The 20776-nt window shown below is 30.8% G+C and carries 24 protein-coding genes and 1 CRISPR repeat array; of the genes, 5 read left to right on the top strand and 19 right to left on the bottom strand.

Annotation, left to right across the window (positions count from 1 at the left end; genetic code table 11):
* Positions 1 to 9 precede the first annotated feature (9 nt).
* The 4 genes from hisB to DZ64_RS0101415 are packed head-to-tail and all read right to left on the bottom strand — an operon-like array spanning position 10 to position 3343.
* Complete coding sequence (gene hisB, locus DZ64_RS0101400) at positions 10 to 579, bottom strand: imidazoleglycerol-phosphate dehydratase HisB (RefSeq protein WP_024789128.1); 570 nt, start codon at positions 577 to 579, stop codon at positions 10 to 12.
* Positions 580 to 1266 (bottom strand): septal ring lytic transglycosylase RlpA family protein, encoded by a 687-nt coding sequence (locus tag DZ64_RS13880; RefSeq protein ID WP_024789129.1) that lies wholly within the window; start codon positions 1264 to 1266, stop codon positions 580 to 582.
* On the bottom strand, positions 1263 to 2597 hold the full coding sequence (locus DZ64_RS11310) for a lytic transglycosylase domain-containing protein (RefSeq protein WP_024789130.1): 1335 nt from the start codon (positions 2595 to 2597) through the stop codon (positions 1263 to 1265). The genes DZ64_RS13880 and DZ64_RS11310 overlap by 4 nt, the downstream gene beginning before the upstream one ends.
* Positions 2594 to 3343, bottom strand: coding sequence for a TatD family hydrolase (locus tag DZ64_RS0101415; protein ID WP_024789131.1), 750 nt, complete (start codon positions 3341 to 3343; stop codon positions 2594 to 2596). Before DZ64_RS0101415 ends, DZ64_RS11310 begins: the two co-directional genes overlap by 4 nt.
* A gap of 95 nt (positions 3344 to 3438) precedes the next feature.
* Between DZ64_RS0101415 and DZ64_RS0101420 the strand changes: the two genes are divergently transcribed.
* Both DZ64_RS0101420 and mog read left to right on the top strand, forming a co-directional pair.
* Entirely contained in the window at positions 3439 to 4755 is a 1317-nt protein-coding gene (locus DZ64_RS0101420) for a malic enzyme-like NAD(P)-binding protein (RefSeq protein ID WP_024789132.1), read from the top strand.
* Positions 4756 to 5012: 257 nt separating this feature from the next.
* On the top strand, positions 5013 to 5528 hold the full coding sequence (mog, locus tag DZ64_RS0101425; protein ID WP_024789133.1) for a molybdopterin adenylyltransferase: 516 nt from the start codon (positions 5013 to 5015) through the stop codon (positions 5526 to 5528).
* Here mog and DZ64_RS0101430 read toward each other — a convergent pair.
* Together DZ64_RS0101430 and rpiB are read right to left on the bottom strand one after the other, a co-directional pair.
* Entirely contained in the window at positions 5523 to 5792 is a 270-nt protein-coding gene (locus DZ64_RS0101430) for a hypothetical protein (protein ID WP_236618625.1), read from the bottom strand. The genes mog and DZ64_RS0101430 overlap by 6 nt on opposite strands.
* A 52-nt stretch (positions 5793 to 5844) precedes the next feature.
* Positions 5845 to 6273 (bottom strand): ribose 5-phosphate isomerase B, encoded by a 429-nt coding sequence (gene rpiB / locus DZ64_RS0101435; RefSeq protein ID WP_024789135.1) that lies wholly within the window; start codon positions 6271 to 6273, stop codon positions 5845 to 5847.
* 41 nt (positions 6274 to 6314) lie between these two features.
* On the opposite strand from rpiB, the gene DZ64_RS0101440 reads away from it, so the two are divergent.
* Positions 6315 to 7091 carry a pyridoxine 5'-phosphate synthase gene (locus tag DZ64_RS0101440; protein WP_024789136.1) on the top strand — a complete coding sequence of 259 codons (777 nt, stop codon included), beginning with the start codon at positions 6315 to 6317 and terminating at the stop codon, positions 7089 to 7091.
* Here DZ64_RS0101440 and asnB read toward each other — a convergent pair.
* Entirely contained in the window at positions 7086 to 8825 is a 1740-nt protein-coding gene (gene asnB, locus DZ64_RS0101445; RefSeq protein WP_024789137.1) for an asparagine synthase (glutamine-hydrolyzing), read from the bottom strand. The two genes, DZ64_RS0101440 and asnB, sit on opposite strands and share 6 nt — an antisense overlap.
* Before the next feature lie 41 nt (positions 8826 to 8866).
* Between asnB and DZ64_RS0101450 the strand changes: the two genes are divergently transcribed.
* Positions 8867 to 9661, top strand: a complete 795-nt coding sequence (locus DZ64_RS0101450; RefSeq protein WP_024789138.1) for a hypothetical protein — start codon at positions 8867 to 8869, stop codon at positions 9659 to 9661.
* A 175-nt stretch (positions 9662 to 9836) separates the two neighbouring features.
* Here DZ64_RS0101450 and DZ64_RS0101455 read toward each other — a convergent pair whose 3' ends face one another.
* The 7 genes from DZ64_RS0101455 to DZ64_RS11320 all read right to left on the bottom strand — a co-directional run bounded on the left by DZ64_RS0101455 (position 9837) and on the right by DZ64_RS11320 (position 14920).
* Entirely contained in the window at positions 9837 to 10325 is a 489-nt protein-coding gene (locus DZ64_RS0101455) for a hypothetical protein (protein ID WP_024789139.1), read from the bottom strand.
* The gene (locus DZ64_RS0101460) at positions 10322 to 11224 is read right to left on the bottom strand and encodes a radical SAM protein (RefSeq protein WP_024789140.1); all 903 of its coding nucleotides are present in this window, start codon (positions 11222 to 11224) and stop codon (positions 10322 to 10324) included. The genes DZ64_RS0101455 and DZ64_RS0101460 overlap by 4 nt, the downstream gene beginning before the upstream one ends.
* 45 nt (positions 11225 to 11269) lie before the next feature.
* On the bottom strand, positions 11270 to 11794 hold the full coding sequence (locus tag DZ64_RS0101465; RefSeq protein WP_024789141.1) for a YqhA family protein: 525 nt from the start codon (positions 11792 to 11794) through the stop codon (positions 11270 to 11272).
* The gene (locus tag DZ64_RS0101470; protein WP_024789142.1) at positions 11794 to 12819 is read right to left on the bottom strand and encodes an aspartate-semialdehyde dehydrogenase; all 1026 of its coding nucleotides are present in this window, start codon (positions 12817 to 12819) and stop codon (positions 11794 to 11796) included. Before DZ64_RS0101470 ends, DZ64_RS0101465 begins: the two co-directional genes overlap by 1 nt.
* 9 nt (positions 12820 to 12828) lie before the next feature.
* Positions 12829 to 13944, bottom strand: a complete 1116-nt coding sequence (locus DZ64_RS0101475; protein ID WP_024789143.1) for a sigma-54 dependent transcriptional regulator — start codon at positions 13942 to 13944, stop codon at positions 12829 to 12831.
* Between the two features lie 108 nt (positions 13945 to 14052).
* The gene (locus DZ64_RS13960; protein ID WP_084029294.1) at positions 14053 to 14292 is read right to left on the bottom strand and encodes an AraC family transcriptional regulator; all 240 of its coding nucleotides are present in this window, start codon (positions 14290 to 14292) and stop codon (positions 14053 to 14055) included.
* A 4-nt stretch (positions 14293 to 14296) separates the two neighbouring features.
* Positions 14297 to 14920: an AraC family transcriptional regulator ligand-binding domain-containing protein gene (locus DZ64_RS11320; RefSeq protein WP_084029295.1), complete on the bottom strand. Its 624-nt coding sequence runs from the start codon at positions 14918 to 14920 to the stop codon at positions 14297 to 14299.
* Between the two features lie 304 nt (positions 14921 to 15224).
* Between DZ64_RS11320 and DZ64_RS0101495 the strand changes: the two genes are divergently transcribed.
* The gene (locus DZ64_RS0101495; protein ID WP_024789147.1) at positions 15225 to 15527 is read left to right on the top strand and encodes a hypothetical protein; all 303 of its coding nucleotides are present in this window, start codon (positions 15225 to 15227) and stop codon (positions 15525 to 15527) included.
* A 399-nt stretch (positions 15528 to 15926) separates the two neighbouring features.
* Here DZ64_RS0101495 and DZ64_RS0101505 read toward each other — a convergent pair whose 3' ends face one another.
* The 5 genes from DZ64_RS0101505 to DZ64_RS13665 all read right to left on the bottom strand — a co-directional run bounded on the left by DZ64_RS0101505 (position 15927) and on the right by DZ64_RS13665 (position 20644).
* Positions 15927 to 16238, bottom strand: a complete 312-nt coding sequence (locus tag DZ64_RS0101505) for a hypothetical protein (protein WP_024789148.1) — start codon at positions 16236 to 16238, stop codon at positions 15927 to 15929.
* A gap of 55 nt (positions 16239 to 16293) precedes the next feature.
* Positions 16294 to 18231: direct repeats of the CRISPR family, unit length 30 nt; unit sequence ATTTCAATACTCCAGCTGTATCGGTTTAAT.
* Positions 18232 to 18383: 152 nt separating this feature from the next.
* Positions 18384 to 18683 (bottom strand): CRISPR-associated endonuclease Cas2, encoded by a 300-nt coding sequence (gene cas2, locus DZ64_RS0101510; protein WP_024789149.1) that lies wholly within the window; start codon positions 18681 to 18683, stop codon positions 18384 to 18386.
* Positions 18680 to 19675 carry a type I-B CRISPR-associated endonuclease Cas1b gene (gene cas1b, locus DZ64_RS0101515; RefSeq protein ID WP_024789150.1) on the bottom strand — a complete coding sequence of 332 codons (996 nt, stop codon included), beginning with the start codon at positions 19673 to 19675 and terminating at the stop codon, positions 18680 to 18682. The genes cas2 and cas1b overlap by 4 nt, the downstream gene beginning before the upstream one ends.
* A 6-nt stretch (positions 19676 to 19681) precedes the next feature.
* Positions 19682 to 20356: a CRISPR-associated protein Cas4 gene (gene cas4 / locus DZ64_RS10420; protein ID WP_024789151.1), complete on the bottom strand. Its 675-nt coding sequence runs from the start codon at positions 20354 to 20356 to the stop codon at positions 19682 to 19684.
* Positions 20357 to 20521: 165 nt separating this feature from the next.
* Positions 20522 to 20644 carry a hypothetical protein gene (locus DZ64_RS13665; protein ID WP_255327505.1) on the bottom strand — a complete coding sequence of 41 codons (123 nt, stop codon included), beginning with the start codon at positions 20642 to 20644 and terminating at the stop codon, positions 20522 to 20524.
* Positions 20645 to 20776 lie beyond the last annotated feature (132 nt).

Genomic DNA, 20776 nt, shown 5'->3' on the forward strand with positions numbered 1-20776 from the left:
ACAACTCACTTATATAACCCCTTTTGTAGAAGGCACTCCGCTTTCTCTAAACTCAAGTGCCCTTCTAAGAGCAATTGCAAACGCTTTAAAAGCCGATTCTACAATATGGTGTTTGTTTGTTCCTCTTTTATAAATTATATGTGCGCTTATTTTAAAATTAAATACCAAAGATTTAAAAAATTCTTCCACAAGTTCTAAATCAAAATCTTTTATTGCCCCGTCTATTGGCATTTCATAAACCAAATAAGGTCTGCCTGAAACATCCATATCAACTTCGACGGCGGCTTCGTCAAGAATAGCAACTGCATTTGAAAATCTTTCAATATTACTGATTGGAAAAACTTCTTTATTTAAAGCCTGTCCCAAAACAATTCCGACATCTTCGACACTGTGGTGATAATCCACAAAAATATCCCCTTCGCAGAAAATATTCATATCTATTCCGCTGTGTTTGGAAAGAGCCTCAAGCATATGGTCAAAAAAACCTATACCGGTGGAAATTTCAGATTTACCGCTCCCGTTTATATTGACACTGATTTGTATATTTGTTTCTTTTGTTTTTCTTTTTATCTCTGTCATTTATTCTCCTACAATAAATCCGTTGATATTATTTTGAAGCTTAAATTTTTTAGCTTCGTTGTAACTTTCAAATCCGGTAATAAAAACTTTGTTTAAACCGTTTATACTTTTAATAAACGTATTATAACCTAAATTTTTATATTTTTTAGCTGTAATTTCAGCCCCCTCATACCTTTGAAAAGCACCTACTTGAATCATATATCCGTTTACATAATCTTTTCCTTTAAAACCGATAACTTTCACTCTCACTGGTGCTGTGCCTGTAGCATCTATTCCGATTTTTTTAGCTGCCGCATAACTTAAATCTATAATTCTTCCTTTTACGAAAGGACCTCTGTCGTTTATCCTTACAATTACACTTTTGCCGTTGTTTAAATTTGTAACTTTTACCATTGTATTCATAGGAAGTGTTTTATGGGCTGCGCTATATTCATACATATTGTAAATTTCACCGTCGCTTGTATATTTTCCGTGAAAATCAGGTCCGTACCAGCTGGCGATTCCTGTTTGTGTCCATCCGATTGGAACATGCCTTTTTGGAATATAAACATTACCGTTTACGGCATAAGCGTTTTGAGTCGTTTTTTTAGCCCCGGGTGTCGGATAAACCACTGTTTCATACTCTCTTTCGCTGCAACCCGTAAAAATAAGCAAAATTATTCCTATAAAAAACACTGTTTTTTTCATTTAAACTCCTGAGGAATTTTTAATACTTCTCCTATTCTTATTAAAGAAGATTTTAAATTGTTAATTTTTTTAATTTTATTAAAACTTACTCCGTATTTTCTAGCAATTTTTCTTAAAGAATCGCCTTTTTTAACCTTATAACTGACAAACACGGAATTTAATGGAATTACAAGTCTCTGACCTATATGCAAAAATTTTCCTATTTTATTAAAATCCCTGATAAGTCTTATTTTAGTATCAAATCTTTTTGCTATTTTATTTAATGTATCCCCTTTTTTTATTTTATATACAAAAAAATGTTTTTTGGGATTAAAATGCAGCTTAAAATATGCGAGCTTTTCATAAGGAATATAAATATAATATTTATAAGGAGGTGTAAAAATATAATTCAGATGATAATTATGTTCCCTTAAATTTTTTAAAGAAACGTGTAAAAGTCTGCTTACATATATAAGGCTTGTTCCGGGAGGCACTTCAACCTTTTCCCACGAAGCCGTTACCCCGCTGTTTAAAAGATAAGAATTCGAATATTTAATAAATTCATCACTGTTAAATAAAAAAGACATTGCCAGGATTTTTAAAATATATTTTCTTGTTTCTTTAGGGAGATACTGCCTTTTTAAACCTCTTTGATACTTTAACACTTCGCCAAGACTTAAAGGCTCTTTTTTTAATTTCAAATAAAGTTTATGAAGAGGGGTATAAGCATACCTGCCGTGTCTTTGATAATTTTTAATTATTTTTCTGTATTTTTTAATTGTTTTATCTCTTTTACATTTTTTCCCCAGTTTTTTACACAATTTATCCACTTTTGCCCTTACCACGGCCTCTACAATTCTGGCTTCTCCAGCATTATAAGCCATAATGGCAAGATACCATTTGCCAAAAAATTTGTGCAAATTTTTCAAATATTCAATTGCCGCTTTTGTGGATTTTACGGCATCTTTTCTTTCATCCACATATTCGTTTATTTTGAGTCCGAATCTTCTCGCTGTAACGGGCATAAACTGCCAAAGTCCTATGGCCCTTTTATTTGATTTTGCGTCTATATTCAAGTAACTTTCTGCAAATGCTACAGAAATAAGCTCTTTTGGAATTTTGGAGGATGTTATCTGATTCCTTATAAGAGGCAGATAATCATATCCGTTTTCCAAAAGATTTAAAAAGTAGTTTTTTTTCCTTTTTGAATAAATTTTATATAAATAATTTAATTTTTTATTGTTTATAAAACTGTTTTCAATATCCAGACTGTTTAATATTTGAATATTTTTATTAGTATATAAATCTCCATATAAAAAAACGGCTATTATAATAATTAAAAATTTTTTCATAACTTAAAAAGCCTTTTAGCGTTATTGGTTGTAATTTTTTCAACCTCTTCAGGACTGAGATTCCAAAGTTCACTGATTTTATCCCTTACATAAACAGTATACATAGGTTCGTTTCTTTTACCTCTAAACGGATGAGGTGTGAGATATGGGGCATCTGTTTCTATAACCACTTTTTCTTTTGGAATTTTTGGAAACACATTTACAAGTTTTTTAGCATTTTTAAATGTGATAACTCCGCCTATTCCGTAATAAAATCTATCAGAAAATCTTAAAAGCTGCTCAGCCGCGTTAAAACAGTGAAAAACCCCTTTTATATCAGGGTTGTTTTCAATAATCTCTTGGGTATCACCTGTTGCATCTCTTACATGAACAATTATAGGTTTGTCATATTCCTTTGCAATATCAATTTGTGCCTGAAACATTTCTCTTTGTTTTAGACGCTGCTGTTCATCTTTTACCCAATAATAATCAAGTCCTATTTCCCCCACCGCAACACATTTTGGATGATTTATATGTTTAAACAGCAGTTTTTCTTCATATTTATCTATATCAACAGGATGTACCCCGACGGCAAAATATATTTCATCATATTTTTCAGAAAGTTTTATTGCCTTTGGTAAATCTTTAGGATCTGCCGCCGGAATTATAAATTTTTTAACCCCGTTTTTTTCTGCTCTTTTTATTACTTCATCAATATCATTTATAAATTTTTCATTATCCAAATGTGTATGTGTATCTATTATCATACTGCTTCCTTTTGTAACATTATCTTATAAAAAAGTATATATAGTTGTAAAGAATAGTAACTTTTAACTATAATTGTACAAAAAAAGGAGATTAAATGGCAAATAGACCAACTTTTACAAGAGAGGAAGCCTTAGAATACCACGCAAAACCGGTCCCTGGTAAAATTGCAATAGAAGTTACAAAACCTGTTAAAGATTCAAAAGACCTTTCAATCGCATATACCCCGGGAGTTGCAATTCCTTGTCTTGAAATAGATAAAGATGAAAACCTGGCATACGAATATACCAATAAAGCAAACCTTGTAGCGGTAATTTCTGATTCCACTGCGGTTTTAGGACTTGGAACATTAAAACCGGTTGCGGGCAAACCTGTAATGGAAGGGAAATCAGTATTATTTAAAAAATTTGCTTTTGTTGACGCATTCGATATAGAACTTCAGGTTCACGACATTGACGAAATTGTAAATGTTAGCTGGGCAATGGCGCCGACATTCGGAGGAATAAATCTTGAAGACATTAAAGCGCCGAAATGTTTTGATATAGAAAAAAAACTTCAGGAAAAATGCGATATTCCAATCTTTCACGATGACCAACACGGAACAGCAATCATTTCAGGTGCGGCTATAATTAACGGAGCAAAACTTACAGGCAAAAAATTAGAAGAGCTCAGAGTAGTAATTATAGGTGCAGGTGCCGCCGGACTTGCCGCTGCTGAAATGTATACAGCTCTCGGAATTAAAAATATAGTTCTTGTTGATTCAAGAGGGGCAATTACCACAAGAAGAAACGATTTAAATAAATATAAAGAGCCTTGGGCGGTTGACGAAGATATAGTTACACTTGCAGACGCTCTTAAAGGTGCGGATGTAGTGGTTGGAAACTCTGCTGCAAACTGTATTTCTCAGGACATGGTAAAAACCCTAAATCCAAACGCTATGCTTTTTGTAATGGCGAATCCAGACCCTGAAATCAAACCTGAACTTGCACTGGAAGTAAGAGACGATTTAATCATAGGAACAGGAAGAAGCGATTATCCAAACCAGATAAACAATGTTTTGGGATTCCCTTACATATTCAGGGGTGCGCTTGACACACACGCAAAAGCGGTAAATATGGAAATGAAAATTGCAGCTTGTCATGCATTGGCCAATCTAGCTCAAAAACCGGTTCCTCAATATGTAAAAGATGCATATAACGGAGCTGATTTGAAATTTGGCAAAAGTTATATCCTGCCTAAACCGTTTGACAGAAGGGTATTTGTTGACGAATCTGTAGCAGTTGCAAGAGCGGCACTCGAAACCGGCGTTGCAAGAATAAAAGTTGAGAATATAGACAAATGGGTAGAAGGATATAAAAACCACCTAATTAATATGCTAAAAGAAAAAGAAGGAATCGATTACTACGCTGAATAATTTTCCCTCCTTCTTTTAAAACCTATAAAGATAAATTAAAAATAACTTCAAAGAAAAAAATAACAGCTCAATGCTTCATTTTGCTACAGCACCACTCAAATTTTGCTAAAAATTGCAAACAGCTACGCAGCCCTGACGGGTTGAATGCAATTTTTTTAACGCAAAATTTTCGTTAAATTACACAACGCTGTCATTTTTTTCTTTTTCGTTAAATAATTTAATCTTCTTTTGATATAATTTAGCAAAAAGGTTTTTTTATGCTAAAAGTTGGAATTGTTACAATGAGCGACAGGGCAAGTGCTGGAATATATGAAGACAAAAGCGGAAAAGAAATAGAAAAATTTTTAAATGAAAATATACAAAATAAATTTGAAATTATTTACAGACTGATTCCCGACGAGTTTAATGAAATTGTTAACACTTTAAAAGAATTAATTTCACTTAAATGCTCTTTAATTTTAACAACAGGAGGCACGGGGCCCGCACCAAGAGACGTAACACCAGAAGCAACAAAAGAAGTAATAGAAAAAGAACTACCGGGATTTGGAGAACTTATGAGAATGCATTCATTAAAATATGTACCGACTTCAATTTTGGCCAGGGGAACTGCGGGGGTTGTCAAAAACACATTTATTTTAAATCTTCCGGGAAGTCCAAAAGCGATAAAAGAAAATTTAGAAGCGGTATGGGCGGCAATTCCGTATGCCGTTGATTTAATCGGAGGTGATTATATTGAAAGTAAAAGTGCTTTCAGACCCAAAAAAAAATCATAAAAGTGCTTCAATTTTATTTTCAAGGTCTTTAATCTTTTTCTTAAGCTGCTCGTTTTCTATTCTGTATTGAGAATTTCTGTTTTTTACAGCTTTTAAATCACTTTTTAACTTATTAATTTCATCTTCAAGCAAAGACAGATTTCCAAGGGCCCTTTGAAGCTGAATCTGATATTTTTTTATCAGTAATTCCGCTTCTGAAAGATTTTCTTCCAATAATTTTTCGTTTTCATTAGTTTTTTCCCACAAATGTTTATAATAAAACATTTTAAATATTAAAAATAAAATAACTAAAATTGTAATTGATAAAAAAATCCAGTTAAATATCAATTTTTTTTACCCTTCTTTCGTGTCTTCCGCCTTCAAATTCATGGGTCAGCCAAGCTTCGAGAATAGATTCCACTACACCCAAACCTACAATCCTGGCACCGAAACATAGAATATTGGCATCATTATGGCGTCTTGCCATTTCAGCCGTATAATAATCATGACAAAGAGCGGCTCTAATACCTTTATGTTTATTTGCAGCCAGACTCATTCCAATTCCGCTGCCACAGATAAGTATCCCTTTTGTTCCGGGATTAGCCAAAACCGCTTCGGCTACTTTATGCGCATAATCAGGATAATCCACGCTTTCGCTGCTAAAACACCCCAAATCCTCTACATCTATTCCTTTTTTTTGCAGATACTCTATTACAAAAGGTTTTATCTCAAATCCCGCATGATCTGTTCCGATAAAATACTTCATATACTTCCTTTTTGATAAAATTATAACAAAAAAGGAATAAAATGAAACTCGGAGTAAATATAGATCATATTGCAACATTGAGGGAAGCAAGAAAAATAAACGAACCGGACCCACTAATGGCTCTTGAAATTTTAAAAGAGGCGGGGGCCGACCAGGTTACAACCCATTTAAGGGAAGACAGACGCCATATCAACGATTTTGACGCTAAAAGAATAATTGAAAGCAGTTTTTTACCGGTAAATATGGAATGCAGCATTAATGAAGAAATTATAGATATAATATGCTCTTTAAAACCCCACAGAGCCACAATAGTGCCTGAAAAAAGGGAAGAGGTTACAACGGAAGGAGGACTTGATCTGTTTAAAAATGAAAAAAGAATATTAAATGCTGTCGATAAATTACACGAAAATGAAATAGAAGTTTCATTTTTTATAGACCCGGATTTTGAACAGATTAAAAAAGCAAAAAATTTAAATGCCCAAATGATAGAATTTCACACGGGAAGATATGCAAATTTACATTTGGCGCTTTTTAGCAACTTCAATCATACACCTAATAAAGTTTTTGAACAAATGGATAGAATTACACTAAAAAAAGAATTAGACCTTGAGCTTGATTTAATAAAAGACGCTTCAAAATTAGCAAAAGATCTGGATTTGGAAGTTGCCGCAGGGCACGGACTTAATTATCAGAATGTAAAAGAAATTGCAAACATTCCCGAAATAACAGAATTAAACATAGGTCACAGTATTATTGCCAATTCCATTTTTATGGGACTAAAAGAAGCCATTATTAAAATGAAAGAAATTATTTCATAAAAACTCTTTTTCATACCATCTGCTGAAAAGATATAAACTCCATAAATGCTGTTTATATCTCTTATGACCTGTTTTTATAATTTCTTTTAAATATTCTTCGTTAAAAATTTTACTTTTTCTATTTATATCAACTATTCTTTTTAATTCGTTTTCTTCTTTTAACCACTCCAAAAAAGGAAAAGCAAACCCCTTTTTTCTTCTGTTAACAATTTTTCCCGGCAGATATTTTTGGGCTATTTCTTTTACAATCCATTTTTCACTTCCTCTTACATTTTCTTCTAAAGAAAACACAAAATTCACCAAGTCCCTGTCTAAAAAAGGGCTTCTTGCCTCTATAGTATTACTCATAAACATTTTATCAAGTTTATTGAGTAATACTTCTCCAATCCATACTTTCAAATCAAAATAGGTAAAATCAAAACTGCCCCAACCTTTCAAAAATCTTTTATAATCCACCTCTTTTGCTTTTATTTTTAAAACCTTGTTTATCTGTCTTTGAAAAAATGTTTCATTTATTCCTCTAAAAACATCAACACCAGCAAAAAACCTTCTAAATACTTCCCACTCTTTTATATCTTCATAATGCCTCTCAAGATATTTTTTAAGCCATTTTTTATTGGGCAGATATGCGTTTAAAAAACCTTCATATTCTTTATATCTTCTGTATCCCAAAAACAGCTCGTCACTCCCCTCACCGCTTAAAACAACTTTTAGCGGGATATGTTTTGCAAGAAACCTTGCGGCAAAAAAACTACTGTCAGCAATCGGCTCGTCCATATAAAAAAGAGTTTTTTCAAAATTTTCAAAAAAATTATTTTTAGTAAAATTCACTTCAAAATGCTCTGAATTAATATGCTTTGCCGCAATTTTTGCATATTTTCTTTCATCATAATTATCATATCCATCATAACCGACGGAAAAAGTTTTAAGCTTTTGGAATTTAGAAGTAATTGCCCCGATAAGACTGCTGTCCACCCCTCCGCTGAGAAGCGAACCAATTTCAACATCCCCCTGAAGCCTTTTTTTTATGCTTTTAATAAGCAATTTTTCAACTTCTGTACAAACATTTTCCTTTTTCCATTTTCCATCGTGGCCGCTTTTCAAGCAGCCAGATGAGCAAGGCTCATTTTCCACTCTTTCAAAGTCGTGCCATATTTTTATTTTTCCTTCATAATTACAACCCGCCGGAAGTTTATAAATTTCCTGATATATTGTATTGGGAGCGATGGAAGAATTGTATGCAAGATACTCAGCCAATGCATTAAAATTTAATTTCTTCCCTGTAAAAGGCAATATTGCTTTAATTTCACTTGCAAAAATACCTGTTTTTGTAAAATAAAGAGGCTTTTTACCAAATTCGTCTCTAAATAAAAAAAGCTTTTTGTCATAAACTGCAATTGCAAACATACCCTCAATTTTTTTCACAAAATCCACTCCAAATTTTTCCCAAAGCTTTGCAATTACTTCTATTTCAGTTTTTACATTTAAATTATATTTTTTTATTAAATTTTTATAATTATAAATTTCGCCGTTAAATACAAAAATCCTGTTTTCTACTTTTAAAGGCTGCATATTGATATTTACATTTTCAATTGCCAGACGGTTAAATCCGAAAACACCTCTTCTGAATTCAACAATATTTTGAAAATCCCTGCCTCTGTGAATCATCAAATCAAGGGCTTTTTTTACTTTTTTTAAATCATAACTGCTTATTATCCCAAATATTGCACACAAAACATTCCTTTTTTGATAGAATTCTAACAAAAAGGAAAGAAATGAAAGAAGTTTTCAAATATACCTTTATAACATTTGCGCAGTGGCAAAAATTATTATTGGTTATTTTGATTATATCAATTTTTACGCTCATTGAAGCATATCCCGTAATCAGTATTATCGGATTTATTTTAGAAAAAATGATATATTTAAGCATAGGCGGTTTTTTAATTTATCTTGTAAACAACACAAAAAATACAGACGAATATTTTCATAATTTAAAAATTCAGCCGATAAGCAGTTTTTTATTCCATTTTATCCCTACCGCAATCGGAATTTTAACAGGTAATTTTATCATTATTTCTTTTTGGGCTTTTTTATTTGTAATAATTTTACAATTCAGCGGGAGCATGTATCTAATGGCAGATCCGCATTCATTTTTAATAAATCTTGAAAACGCTTCTTTCATTGCTCAGATTATGCTTGGAATTTATTTAATTTATTTACTTTTTTTCAGTTATATTTTTCTCGGTAAAATAGGGGAAGCATTAAATAAAAGTGATTTTAAAGGCTCTTTTATTTCCATAATAAGTTCTTTAGTAGATTTTAGATTTTGGATAAGAACATTCAATTTCAGATATTTTATAATTTATCTTATCTGGTCTGTAAGTATTTTAATAATTTATTCAATTCTTTCATTTGCTTATTTATTTTATATTTTTCCTACAATTGCATTAAATCCAAATATAAGTTTATTAGTAATTCCTGTTTTTGTAGGAATCACCACATTTATTAGCTATTTTACGTTTTTCTGTGCCCATTTCAGTTTTGTTACTACAAAGATTAATTGGCATTAACTAAAAAAATATAACGAAAAAGAAAAAAATGACAGCGTTGCGGAATTTAGCAAAAATTTTGCGTTAAAAAAATTGCATTCAACCCGTAAGGGCGCTTGCGTTTGCAATTTTTAGCAAAATTTAAGTGGTGCTTTAGCAAAATGAAGCACTGAGCTGTCATATTTTTATCTTTAGATTAATTATTAAATTTTTTTTTATAAAAAATCAGGTAAACAAATGTTACCGCAGGCACGATACTTAAGCCAAAAAGAAAACTTAACGCATCAAATCTGTTTGATTTGCTTAAGTATAAAAAACCGGCCACCAAAAAAACATATCCTAAAATTCTGATAATATTCATTCCGCCTTTGAAATTCAATAAAACCGCTTCATACCATTTTAATCTGTTTTTTTTATATTTTTTAACTTCAATCTCTTCTTCATCGTCCATATTATGCGGGTCTTCATATTTTTTTAAAATATCCTCTCCTACATTGCCGTTTTGAAGATTATGCTTAACCATTCCGGCATAACCGAGAAAACTTCCTAAAATTATAAGCGAAGTCGAAAAAAAAGCTATTTGTGTATTATACAGCCACAATAGATTATTTTCCAAAAAACAAAAAACAATTATTCCTATATCAACGGCAATTAAAATTTTAAAAACATTAAAAAATTCTTTCATACATACGCCTTATAAAATTTTACTCCGCCAACCCAAATTTCTTCAAGCATATTTTCTTTAATCAAATCATTAAAAATTTTTAAAGTATGCTCATCCAAAATATTTTTTACATCACTTTCACTAAAAGGTCTTTTTTTAAGTGTTTCAATAAGTTCTTCTTTTGTTAAATTTTCTATTTTATAATTAATTTTATCTCTTGTTGGAATAAAAATATTTTGATTTTTAATATTTTCTGCAAGTTCAAAAAGTTTTTCTATACTTACACCCTCAACATTATAAGCAGGAGGTCTGTCTATTGTGGATATATCTACCCTATCCGGCTTAATATCCGCCAAAACTTTGTTTAATTTTTTAAATTCCTCATCTTTGTCATTTATACCTTTTACCACCAAAATTTCTATAATCAATTCACCTTTGTAAATTTTCCTAAATTCAATCATTCCTTTTATAATTTTTTCTATATCAATTCCTTTGGCGGGTCTGTCTATTTTTTTAAAAATATTTGGGCTTACGGCATCAAGGGAAAGTTTTACAATATCAAGTTTTTTTAAGGAATTTTGAATTTCTTTTTTCATAATGGTGGAAGAATTACTTAAAATTAAAAGTTTTTTATTTAATGTTTTTAATTTACCGATAAGTTCATCTAAATAAGGATAAAGAGTGGGTTCACCGTTACTTGTAACAGTCAATACATCAAACTGGTATTTTTGTACTGCATCTTTTACTTCATTAAAAATATCATCTACTTTTGGAGGATTGTCATAATTATTAACCGGTTTAGCCGGAGATAATTCACAGTATATGCAGTCAAAATTACATCTTTTTTTATCAGGGCTTAAATCAATTCCAAGACTCATACCAAAGCGGCGTGAAGCCACAGGGCCGAATATATATTTCATATTTCACTTCCATTTTTCATTTTACATTTTTCATTATACATTTTTTTAATGCGCTCCTTTATGCATATAATAAAGTGCAAGGGCTAGCGCCAAAATACTGCCGGCAAGATAAAGCATTTCAAGGGGGGTTGAAAAATTCATATGAATTACTTTTTTAAAAAAACTTACAATTAAAACCATTACGACAACTTTTCCAAGTTTGTCTTTAAGCTCATCTAAACTGTGAATTGCAAGAATTTTACTTCCCGTCTCACTTCCTTCCGCATCATCAATTTTGGAAATAAAAAGTTCATATAGCCCAAATGAGAATAAAAGCATCACCACCGCAATCAAATACAAATCAACCGCGCCTATAAGCCCTCCTATAAGCATTGAATGGAAATTTTGGGGATGGTAATGTGCAAAAAAGAATTTATATGTTACAACCACCATATTCCAGACATCGTAACTTGCAACCGCAAATAAAGCTATTGCACCGAACATTCCGAAAATTACCGCCAGTATTACTATTATCCGACTGTTCCAGAGGGTACTTTCAAAAACTGCTTCAATTAAATTTCTTTTTTCCATTATTTCTCCATTTCTATCCATTTTTTTGCAATTCTCACAGCATTTGTAGCAGCACCAACCCTTAACTGATCTGCAACATTGAAAAAGTGAAGAATATTATCATCATATAAATCTTTTCTAATTCTTCCCACATACACATAATCGGTATCGGTGGCAATTACAGGCATAGGATACTCATTTTTTTCGGGATTGTCTATTACCTTTACATCTTCAAAATTTTCCAAAACTTCCCTTGCCTTTTCAACAGACACTTCTTTTTCACAATAAATACTAATGGATTCACTATGGCTTCTAAGAACCGGAACCCTCACGCAGGTTGCAGCCACTTTAATATCAGAATGTAATATTTTATTGGTTTCATTTACCATTTTCATCTCTTCTCTCGTAAAACCGTTATCCATAAATTTATCTATATGGGGAATTACATTAAGTGCAATCTGATATTGAAAAACTTCCCTTTCTTTCACTTTTTTATCCAATTTGAAATTAAAAACCGCCCTCATCTGCTCCAACAGCTCTTCCATACCTTTTTTACCGGCACCGCTTACAGCCTGATAAGTGGCCACATCCACCCTGTTTATATTAAATTCTTTATGCAACGGTGCAAGAGAAATCACCATTTGAATAGTCGAACAGTTGGGATTGGCGATAATTCCTGTTTTTTTCCATAATGCAATATCACCGGGATTCACCTCAGGTACAACCAAAGGAACATCCGGATTCATCCTGAAATAACTGGTATTGTCTATTACAACAGCTCCCGCTTCGGCTGCACACGGTGCAAATTTAGCACTTACACTGCCTCCTGCAGAAAAAAAAGCAATGTCAATTTCTTCTTCTTTGAATACATCACAGGTTAATTCTTTTACTTTTAATACATCACCTTTAAATTCAACTTCTTTCCCAACACTTCTTGCACTTGCAAGGGGAACAAGCTTTTTTACAGGTATTTCATATTCTTCTATAACCCTTAAAAGCTCTTCTCCTACCGCTCCTGTCGCTCCTACTACTGCCACATTAAACATTGATTCTCCTTATAGTAAAAATAAATTTTCTTTTTTTATAACTTTTTCGCTTAAAATTGCTGCTCTTTCTATTATATTTATCAGTTCTCTTATGTTTCCTCTGAATTCATAATTTAAAAGAGCCTCTTTTGCCTCATCGCTCAAATTTTTTTTTTCTAAATTATATTCTTTAATCGTTTTTTCTAAAATATCTTCTGCAATTGGAATTATATCTTTTTTTCTCTCTCTAAGAGGCGGAATTTTAATAGGAATTGTAGCAAGTCTGTAATATAAATCTTCCCTGAATTTATTGTTTTTTATCATTTCATCAATATTTTGATTTGTAGCACTTATTATTCTTACATCAATTTTAGTCGGTTTTGTGCTTCCAAGCCTGTTTATTTCTTTTTCCTGAAGCACCCTAAGGAGTTTTGCCTGAAGATTAAAAGGCATTTCAGCTATTTCATCTAAAAAAAGTGTCCCGCCCTGGGCCAGTTCAAAAAGTCCCGGTTTTGAAACAGTTGCATCCGTAAAAGCCCCTTTTTCGTATCCGAAAAGCTCACTTTCTATTAAATTTTCAGGAATTGCACTCATATTTATAGCTATAAATTTACCACTCCTGCCGCTGTTTTCGTGAATAAATTTAGCAAATTCCTCTTTTCCGACCCCGCTTTCGCCAAGAAGCATTACACTGGCCATTGTAGGCGCCACTTTTTTAGATATATTTAAAACTTCTTTTGTTTTTTCATCTTCGGCAATAAAAGAAGGTTTAACCGCAGCTTTTTTACCTTTTGTTTTGGTTACCACTTTTTGATTTCTCTCAATTGCCGCAATTAAATCCTCGATTTCAAAAGGCTTTGTCAAAAAATCCTTAACCCCGAGCCTCAATGCCTCAATCGCCCTGTTTAACGTGGCGTTTCCCGTAATTAAAATTACTTCATATTTTCCATTTAATTCTTTTACAAAATCAATTCCGTCCATTTTAGGCATTGTAATATCAGAAATAATCAAATCTATTGAATCGTCTAATTTTTTAAGTGCGTCAATAGCATTTCTAAATTCAACGACTTCATATCCTTCGGATTTAAGTGCAAGTGAGAGAGATTTTCTCATATTTATATCATCTTCAACAACAGCTATTTTCAATTATCAGCCTTTTTTTATTTTTATAAATTATAAAGAAAATTTAAAAAGTAGTCAAATGAAATTAAATAAACAGGATAAGAAAAGTTTAACTGTTAACCAAACCTCTTCTTAATCTGTCTCCACGGCAGCATGTCCAAGATTATACGGAATTTGTGCCCGATAGTGATTTGGTGACATATTAAACCATTTTTTGAATGCCCTTGAAAAAACACTAATCTCCGTATAACCCAGGTACAGAGCGATTGTGGCAATATCAAGACTAAAATGGTAATGCAAAGCAAGTTTTTTGCGCACCGATTCAAGAAGTTTTGTATAAGAGTACCCTTCTTTTTTAAGATTATTTTGCAGAGTTCTAACAGACTGATAACTTTTTAGCTATAAACTCTATACTTATCCCATTATTTCCAATATGTATCAGAATCTGTTTTTCAGTCCGTGTATGCCAAGAGTTATCGTAAAGGGGAGTTTGCAGCTCAACACAAAGCTTCTCTTTTGAAAACACAAGGGCATTTTCATAGGCATTAAATATTAACTTTTTTCCAAAAAGCCGATGATACTCTTCCGGTTCTTCTATCTCATTATGTTGAAAATAGGCATATTCCGGTTCAATATTCACTGCCGAAAGTTGTCTTATAAGGCTAATTACGGCAGCAAGATGAATTTCACTTTGATACCGGTTTAAAGCAACTAAAGGACTATTATAAAGATTTTTAGTTTCTGTAAGAATAAACTCAAGGTTTTTACCTACTAAATGTGAATAATAACAAAGTTTTTCAAGCATTTCACTTACGGTTGCGGTATTGCTGAGCATATATCCAAGCAGTCCTAAAGATTGTGGGGAAGAAGCTTCTCCAAGATGAAGCGCTAAAAAAGGGTCATCACAAAGTTGTGAAGCCTTTTGAAAAAGAAAACGCAATTTAGAGCTTTTTATATATGAATGTTCCTTTGTAAAAATCTTCCGATCAATTTTTATAATGTTTTTCTAACATTAATAAAACATATTGCAGAGTAATTACTGAAACATGTTCCAATTTTATCCTTTTTTTTCGCAATTTATCAAAAATATTTCTTTTTTTGTATATATAATTATACTGAATTTATTGGATAATAAGTGTAAAAAAGGCAATGTTATCGGACACATGTTAAGAATCACAAAACAGCCGAATATGATGTGCATACTGGGAAAAATATATTCCGCAAATTCCGGAAGCATATTTTAAACCGTTTGAAGATGCCGAAGATGAAGCTGCACTTGCTGCATTAAGTGTTTGCGAATTAGAATGTTGTTAATACAACACCAGGGGATCAGGATTTTACTTTTTCTTGATTTGAAATTTCAAGGGCTTAACGCAAGTTTATCTAATTTTGCTTTAAGACTTAACGACCTTGAAAACAGAGCTTTTGATATAGTTTGCAAGTATTTAGAAATAAATAACGATATAACAATAACATACCCTAAAACTTTCAGCATTTATTTTAAGCTTAAAGCAATGCAAATTATAAGCAACGATTTAAACACTATTGACCCGGCAGATTTTGCGATTATTGCAAGTGAAGTGGAAGACAGTTTTAAGGAAACTTAAGCGGTTTCTGCTATTCTTTTGTTAAGATTATTTAAAATAATTTCTTTCAATTTCTTTAAAAATAGTTTATCACTCCCTTGACTTTTATCTTTTTCTATAATCTTTAATGCTTTTTTATAAAGTTCTATAACTTCTTTTTTGTTTTCAAAAGGAATTAATGCCTCTCTATCAGCTAAAAATAGAGGTCTTTCTCCAAAATTTTTCTTTTTCTAATTTCTCAACCTCTTCTTTATGTAATTCTTCAAAACTTTTCTCATCAGGCTTAATTTTATAACCTGTCATCTAACGTTTTCAAAATATAATCTTCTTCATTTGTAATATGTCCTAAATTTTTTCTTTTTACTATATGATTTTTAAATTTCTCTTTACTCATCCATATTTTAAAATTTCATTCTCAATTTACATTTCATTATATTTCCTATTGCTAAATAAATCCGCATACTTTCTTATCGGATATTTAGGTCTAATTGAATTAAAAATCTTTTCAATGTCCTCTCCCTGCTTAAACCTGTTCAGCATCTCGTAAGTGCCGAGTATTTCTCTCTGCTCTCTTTCGTCAAACTCATTCATTGTATCCTGCACGGTTTGTTTCCAGCTTTTCCTTTTGCCTGTAACTTTGCCGTAATACGGGGCATAAATACATCTGCAGTGAGGATGCAACGGTGTAGTCCTCATTTCCGCTTTTGGAACTATCCCACGACCAAATCCCATATTTAAATTTGCATAAAAATCACATATATCCGTTTTTGGATACTAAATGTTCACTATTTCAATACTCCAGCTGTATCGGTTTAATCTGATTTTAAGCTTAAAGCAATGCAAATTATAATAGAATTTCAATACTCCAGCTGTATCGGTTTAATAATGCCTCTTTATAACTTCTTGTGTATATTTCAATACTCCAGCTGTATCGGTTTAATGCTATTAGACTTTTTAACTTTAATTCTGGTATGGCGATTTCAATACTCCAATTGTATCGGTTTAATAAGAAAAATTATAAAAAATAAAAACTAAAAAAACATTTCAATACTCCAGCTGTATCGGTTTAATGTTTTGCGGTAATTGAATATCTTAGTTTTGAATTATATTTCAATACTCCAGCTGTATCGGTTTAATGTTTTGCGGTAATTGAATATCTTAGTTTTGAATTATATTTCAATACTCCAGCTGTATCGGTTTAATTTCTCATTTATTGAACTATATTTCAATACTCCAGCTGTATCGGTTTAATAATTTGGCTCAAACTCAAATGTTCCTGATAGTTCTTAATTTCAATACTCCAATTGTATCGGTTTAATCGTTTCGATACACAATAAACTTCGCTTTTGTTAAATTATTTCAATACTCCAGCTGTATCGGTTTAATAAATATGAGCTTGGAAGATTTGCGATAAATGGCAGAAATATTTCAATACTCCAGCTGTATCGGTTTAATTTTGTTAAGCTTAAAGCAATGCAAATTATAAGCAAATTTCAATACTCCAATTGTATCGGTTTAATAGGTATTGAAAAGCAAAATAGATGTTATTGACGGATTTCAATACTCCAATTGTATCGGTTTAATTATAACTGCTCCATTGATTGTTTTAAAAATTAAAAAATTTCAATACTCCAATTGTATCGGTTTAATTATAATTTATAAAACTTTTTACGATATTATACATCTATTTCAATACTCCAGCTGTATCGGTTTAATATTGTTACAATAAAATCTTTATTTGTTTTTTCAAATTTCAATACTCCAGCTGTATCGGTTTAATAAAGAAAGATTATAACAAACTAAAAACGCAAAATAATATTTCAATACTCCAGCTGTATCGGTTTAATTCTGATTTTAGATGGAGAATTCTTATTTCAATACTCCAATTGTATCGGTTTAATCTTCGATTTTTGCATCAAGTAAAGATGCAATTTCTTCTTAATTTCAATACTCCAATTGTATCGGTTTAATTAAGAAAGATTATAACAAACTAAAAACGCAAAATATATTTCAATACTCCAGCTGTATCGGTTTAATAAAAAGTTAATAAAGGGCAAAAAATCAAAAAAATAATCTATTTCAATACTCCAATTGTATCGGTTTAATTGGATTTGTAAGGAGCATGTGTTGTATCACCCAGCAGTTTTATTTCAATACTCCAATTGTATCGGTTTAATAACATAAAAAAGGGGCAAAAAATGAAAACTAAGAAAAATTTCAATACTCCAGCTGTATCGGTTTAATACTTTATAAAGTCCAACCAACCTCACCCGAAAATATTTCAATACTCCAGCTGTATCGGTTTAATGAGGCATATTGCTAAGAAATACAGAAAATCTCTTTTTGTATTTCAATACTCCAGCTGTATCGGTTTAATATTTAAAAAAGGGGCAAAAAATGAAAACTAAAAAAAATTTCAATACTCCAGCTGTATCGGTTTAATAAGAAATTTATGAGGGTGATATTGTTAGATTACATATTTCAATACTCCAATTGTATCGGTTTAATAGATTTAATAAATTCTAATGTTCCTGATCTCTTTTTGGATTTCAATACTCCAATTGTATCGGTTTAATATATCTTGGCTCAAACTCAATCTCATCGCTTAATCCGTATTTCAATACTCCAGCTGTATCGGTTTAATCGTATTTTCTTATTTCAATACTCCAGCTGTATCGGTTTAATATTTAAATAGATTTCAATACTCCAGCTGTATCGGTTTAATACATCAAATTTCGGGCTTTTTAAAAACCCGCCACTCCAAAATATGGGCTTTTTCCAACCAAATTCAAAAAAAACAATAAATTTTCAAAAATCTTTTTACAATTACGATTTTAGCGATATCTTAAAAGATTGTCAAGAAAAAGAGGTTGGAAATCAGATAAAAAGACCATTCCCTTTTTTACCGATTGTGTCTTCTAAAAAGCTCTCTTTATTTTTAAGTTTTATTACAGTTATAAAATCAAGATTTTCATCAATTGCATTTTTGAGTTCTTTTTGAAGTTTAATTAAATTACTTGGAGTTATTTCACCTCTAAAAACAGATTTTTGATGATGATTTAGATATTTTTTGCAAATTTTAAAAACTTTATTCACCCTTCTTTTTCCAGCCTCACTCTCCTCATCTGCAATATCATACATTAAAAAGGCATAATTAATTTTATAATCTTTTTTCATCTCTTTTCCTTCAAACTAAAAGGCTTAAATTCTTCTTTTTGTATCAAATATTTTATAAGTTTATATCCATCAAGCTTTATAGCAGTATGAAAACTGACCATTCTTTTTAAAGTTTTATGTTTAAATTTTTCATTGAGTCTTTCTTCAAAAGCACTTATAAAAATTTTCTTGCCCTCTTCATTTAAAAGAGCATAATTAAATTTCTTTTCAAAATGTCTCTCAACTTTGAGTTTTTTTCTATTTACCAAATCAAAAATACTTCTAAATACAATTACAGGCTTAAATACTTCGCTTAAATCAAGACTCAAGCTAAATCTGCTTTCACTTGGTGAATGTAAAAAACTTATTGACTGGTCTAAGTGTGTCTGATAAATTGCGCTTATTGTTTTAGTATAAAGCAAAGTATTTCCAAATGAAATTAAAGCATTTAAAGGATTATCAGGAGGTCTTTTCACTCTTTTATTAAACAAAAATTCCTCCGGTAAAAAATATTTAAAACTATCATAAAATCCAGCCCATATATTGCCCTCAATAAATAAAAGTTTATTTATATTATCTGTTTTTTCAATAAACCTTGGAATATCTTCCCTTAAATATCTTAAAAATTCCTGAAGTTCACTTTTACCGTGTCTAAAATAGTGATATAAAACTTCATAAATATTCTCACTAATACCTAAAACTATCGCTTTTGCTATTGATAATCTCTCATTTTGAAATGTAATTGCCTGTTTTATTGTTAAATTTCCACTTATATATTTTTCTTTTGGATAAAAACTACCACTATAATTTCCAAAATAATTAAAAAAATGTAAAATTATTCCAGCCCTTGCACAAAAATCTAAAAATTTAGAATTAATACTGACTTCATTCATAAAATATATCTCTCTTACCGCCTCAATCGGTATATATTTCCACCCTTTTTCGTTTCTAAAAGCAATAGAATTATCTTTTCTTTTAATTTCACCCATTGAAAAAATATATTTAGTTTTCATCTATCCTTACAAAAAACAAAATTCATAATAAGCACATTTTTTGCATTTACTATCAAAAACAGGCTCAGGCATAGGAGAATTAAAAAGTTTTTCAATATCACTTATTATTTCTAAAAGTTTCGTTTCATTTTCTTCATTAAGTCCTATTTCAATTCTTTTTTTATTTTGTTTTCTTTTTTCAAATACTTCTAATCTTCCTTTTCTTATAATTCCTTTTTGTTTAAGCCTCCACAAATAAAAAAGTAATTGCCATTTTACCGCTTCTATATCAGAATCACTCTTTTTTACTTCAATTACATAATCTTTTGTTATTTTATCCACTTTTATATTTTCGAAACTAACTTCATTTACTTTTGTTTCATCTATTTCGTGCAACACTTTACCAATTCTAACATCTTCGCTGTTATCTTCAAGATTAATTTTATGATAAAAAAGCCAAAGTTTAGTTTTGCAGATAAAGTAGTATGAGACTTCAACCCTATCTTTAACAAACTCAACTATTTTTAAACTACCAGTATCTTTGTCAAAAAATTCATTTGTGGATAGATAAATACCAAGTGCGTTTTCAAAATTTTCTTTTATCGTTGAAATAACTATATCTTTATCACTATCTTTCCAATAGTAAAAATTTTGATTGACCGTATATAAACTTACATTTTTCTTAATTTTTTTTTCTTTCAATCTCTTTCATGTGTTTTTTTTTATTTCTCTTTTTCGTTTATCTAATTCCACTAATTTTTCCCATAAGTTTTTAGCTTTATCAGCTAAAGGTATGAAAAAACTAAAACTAAATTTAAAATTTTCATCAATATTATTAAAAATATTAATATCATTTCTATTATTTTATTATTTTTTATAACCTTCAAACTCTTTATTATTAAAAAATCTTGCAATTTTGATTATATCAGCTTTTCCAATCTCTTGTTTCTCTCCACTTCTATTTCTTCTTCCCATTGATTGAATAATCAAATCAAGTGGTGCTAATTCTTCAAAGCCATCTTCTAAAGATATATCAACACCTGCTTGAATTAATTTATTTCTTTAATAATAGGTTTTTGCAATATTTACAGTATTTACCCTAAAAAGTAACTCTTTATTTGT

The organism is Lebetimonas sp. JH292 (assembly GCF_000523275.1).
In the GTDB taxonomy this organism is placed as follows: Bacteria; Campylobacterota; Campylobacteria; order Campylobacterales; family Nautiliaceae; genus Lebetimonas.

Bases quoted from the DNA above. Each gene is read 5' to 3' on its own strand.
- hisB (WP_024789128.1), bottom strand. From the start codon at position 579: ATGACAGAGATAAAAAGAAAAACAAAAGAAACAAATATACAAATCAGT.
- DZ64_RS13880 (WP_024789129.1), bottom strand. From the start codon at position 1,266: ATGAAAAAAACAGTGTTTTTTATAGGAATAATTTTGCTTATTTTTACG.
- DZ64_RS11310 (WP_024789130.1), bottom strand. From the start codon at position 2,597: ATGAAAAAATTTTTAATTATTATAATAGCCGTTTTTTTATATGGAGAT.
- DZ64_RS0101415 (WP_024789131.1), bottom strand. From the start codon at position 3,343: ATGATAATAGATACACATACACATTTGGATAATGAAAAATTTATAAAT.
- DZ64_RS0101420 (WP_024789132.1), top strand. From the start codon at position 3,439: ATGGCAAATAGACCAACTTTTACAAGAGAGGAAGCCTTAGAATACCAC.
- mog (WP_024789133.1), top strand. From the start codon at position 5,013: ATGCTAAAAGTTGGAATTGTTACAATGAGCGACAGGGCAAGTGCTGGA.
- DZ64_RS0101430 (WP_236618625.1), bottom strand. From the start codon at position 5,792: ATGTTTTATTATAAACATTTGTGGGAAAAAACTAATGAAAACGAAAAA.
- rpiB (WP_024789135.1), bottom strand. From the start codon at position 6,273: ATGAAGTATTTTATCGGAACAGATCATGCGGGATTTGAGATAAAACCT.
- DZ64_RS0101440 (WP_024789136.1), top strand. From the start codon at position 6,315: ATGAAACTCGGAGTAAATATAGATCATATTGCAACATTGAGGGAAGCA.
- DZ64_RS0101450 (WP_024789138.1), top strand. From the start codon at position 8,867: ATGAAAGAAGTTTTCAAATATACCTTTATAACATTTGCGCAGTGGCAA.
- DZ64_RS0101455 (WP_024789139.1), bottom strand. From the start codon at position 10,325: ATGAAAGAATTTTTTAATGTTTTTAAAATTTTAATTGCCGTTGATATA.
- DZ64_RS0101460 (WP_024789140.1), bottom strand. From the start codon at position 11,224: ATGAAATATATATTCGGCCCTGTGGCTTCACGCCGCTTTGGTATGAGT.
- DZ64_RS0101465 (WP_024789141.1), bottom strand. From the start codon at position 11,794: ATGGAAAAAAGAAATTTAATTGAAGCAGTTTTTGAAAGTACCCTCTGG.
- DZ64_RS0101470 (WP_024789142.1), bottom strand. From the start codon at position 12,819: ATGTTTAATGTGGCAGTAGTAGGAGCGACAGGAGCGGTAGGAGAAGAG.
- DZ64_RS0101495 (WP_024789147.1), top strand. From the start codon at position 15,225: ATGTTGTTAATACAACACCAGGGGATCAGGATTTTACTTTTTCTTGAT.
- DZ64_RS0101505 (WP_024789148.1), bottom strand. From the start codon at position 16,238: ATGGGATTTGGTCGTGGGATAGTTCCAAAAGCGGAAATGAGGACTACA.
- cas2 (WP_024789149.1), bottom strand. From the start codon at position 18,683: ATGAAAAAAGATTATAAAATTAATTATGCCTTTTTAATGTATGATATT.
- cas1b (WP_024789150.1), bottom strand. From the start codon at position 19,675: ATGAAAACTAAATATATTTTTTCAATGGGTGAAATTAAAAGAAAAGAT.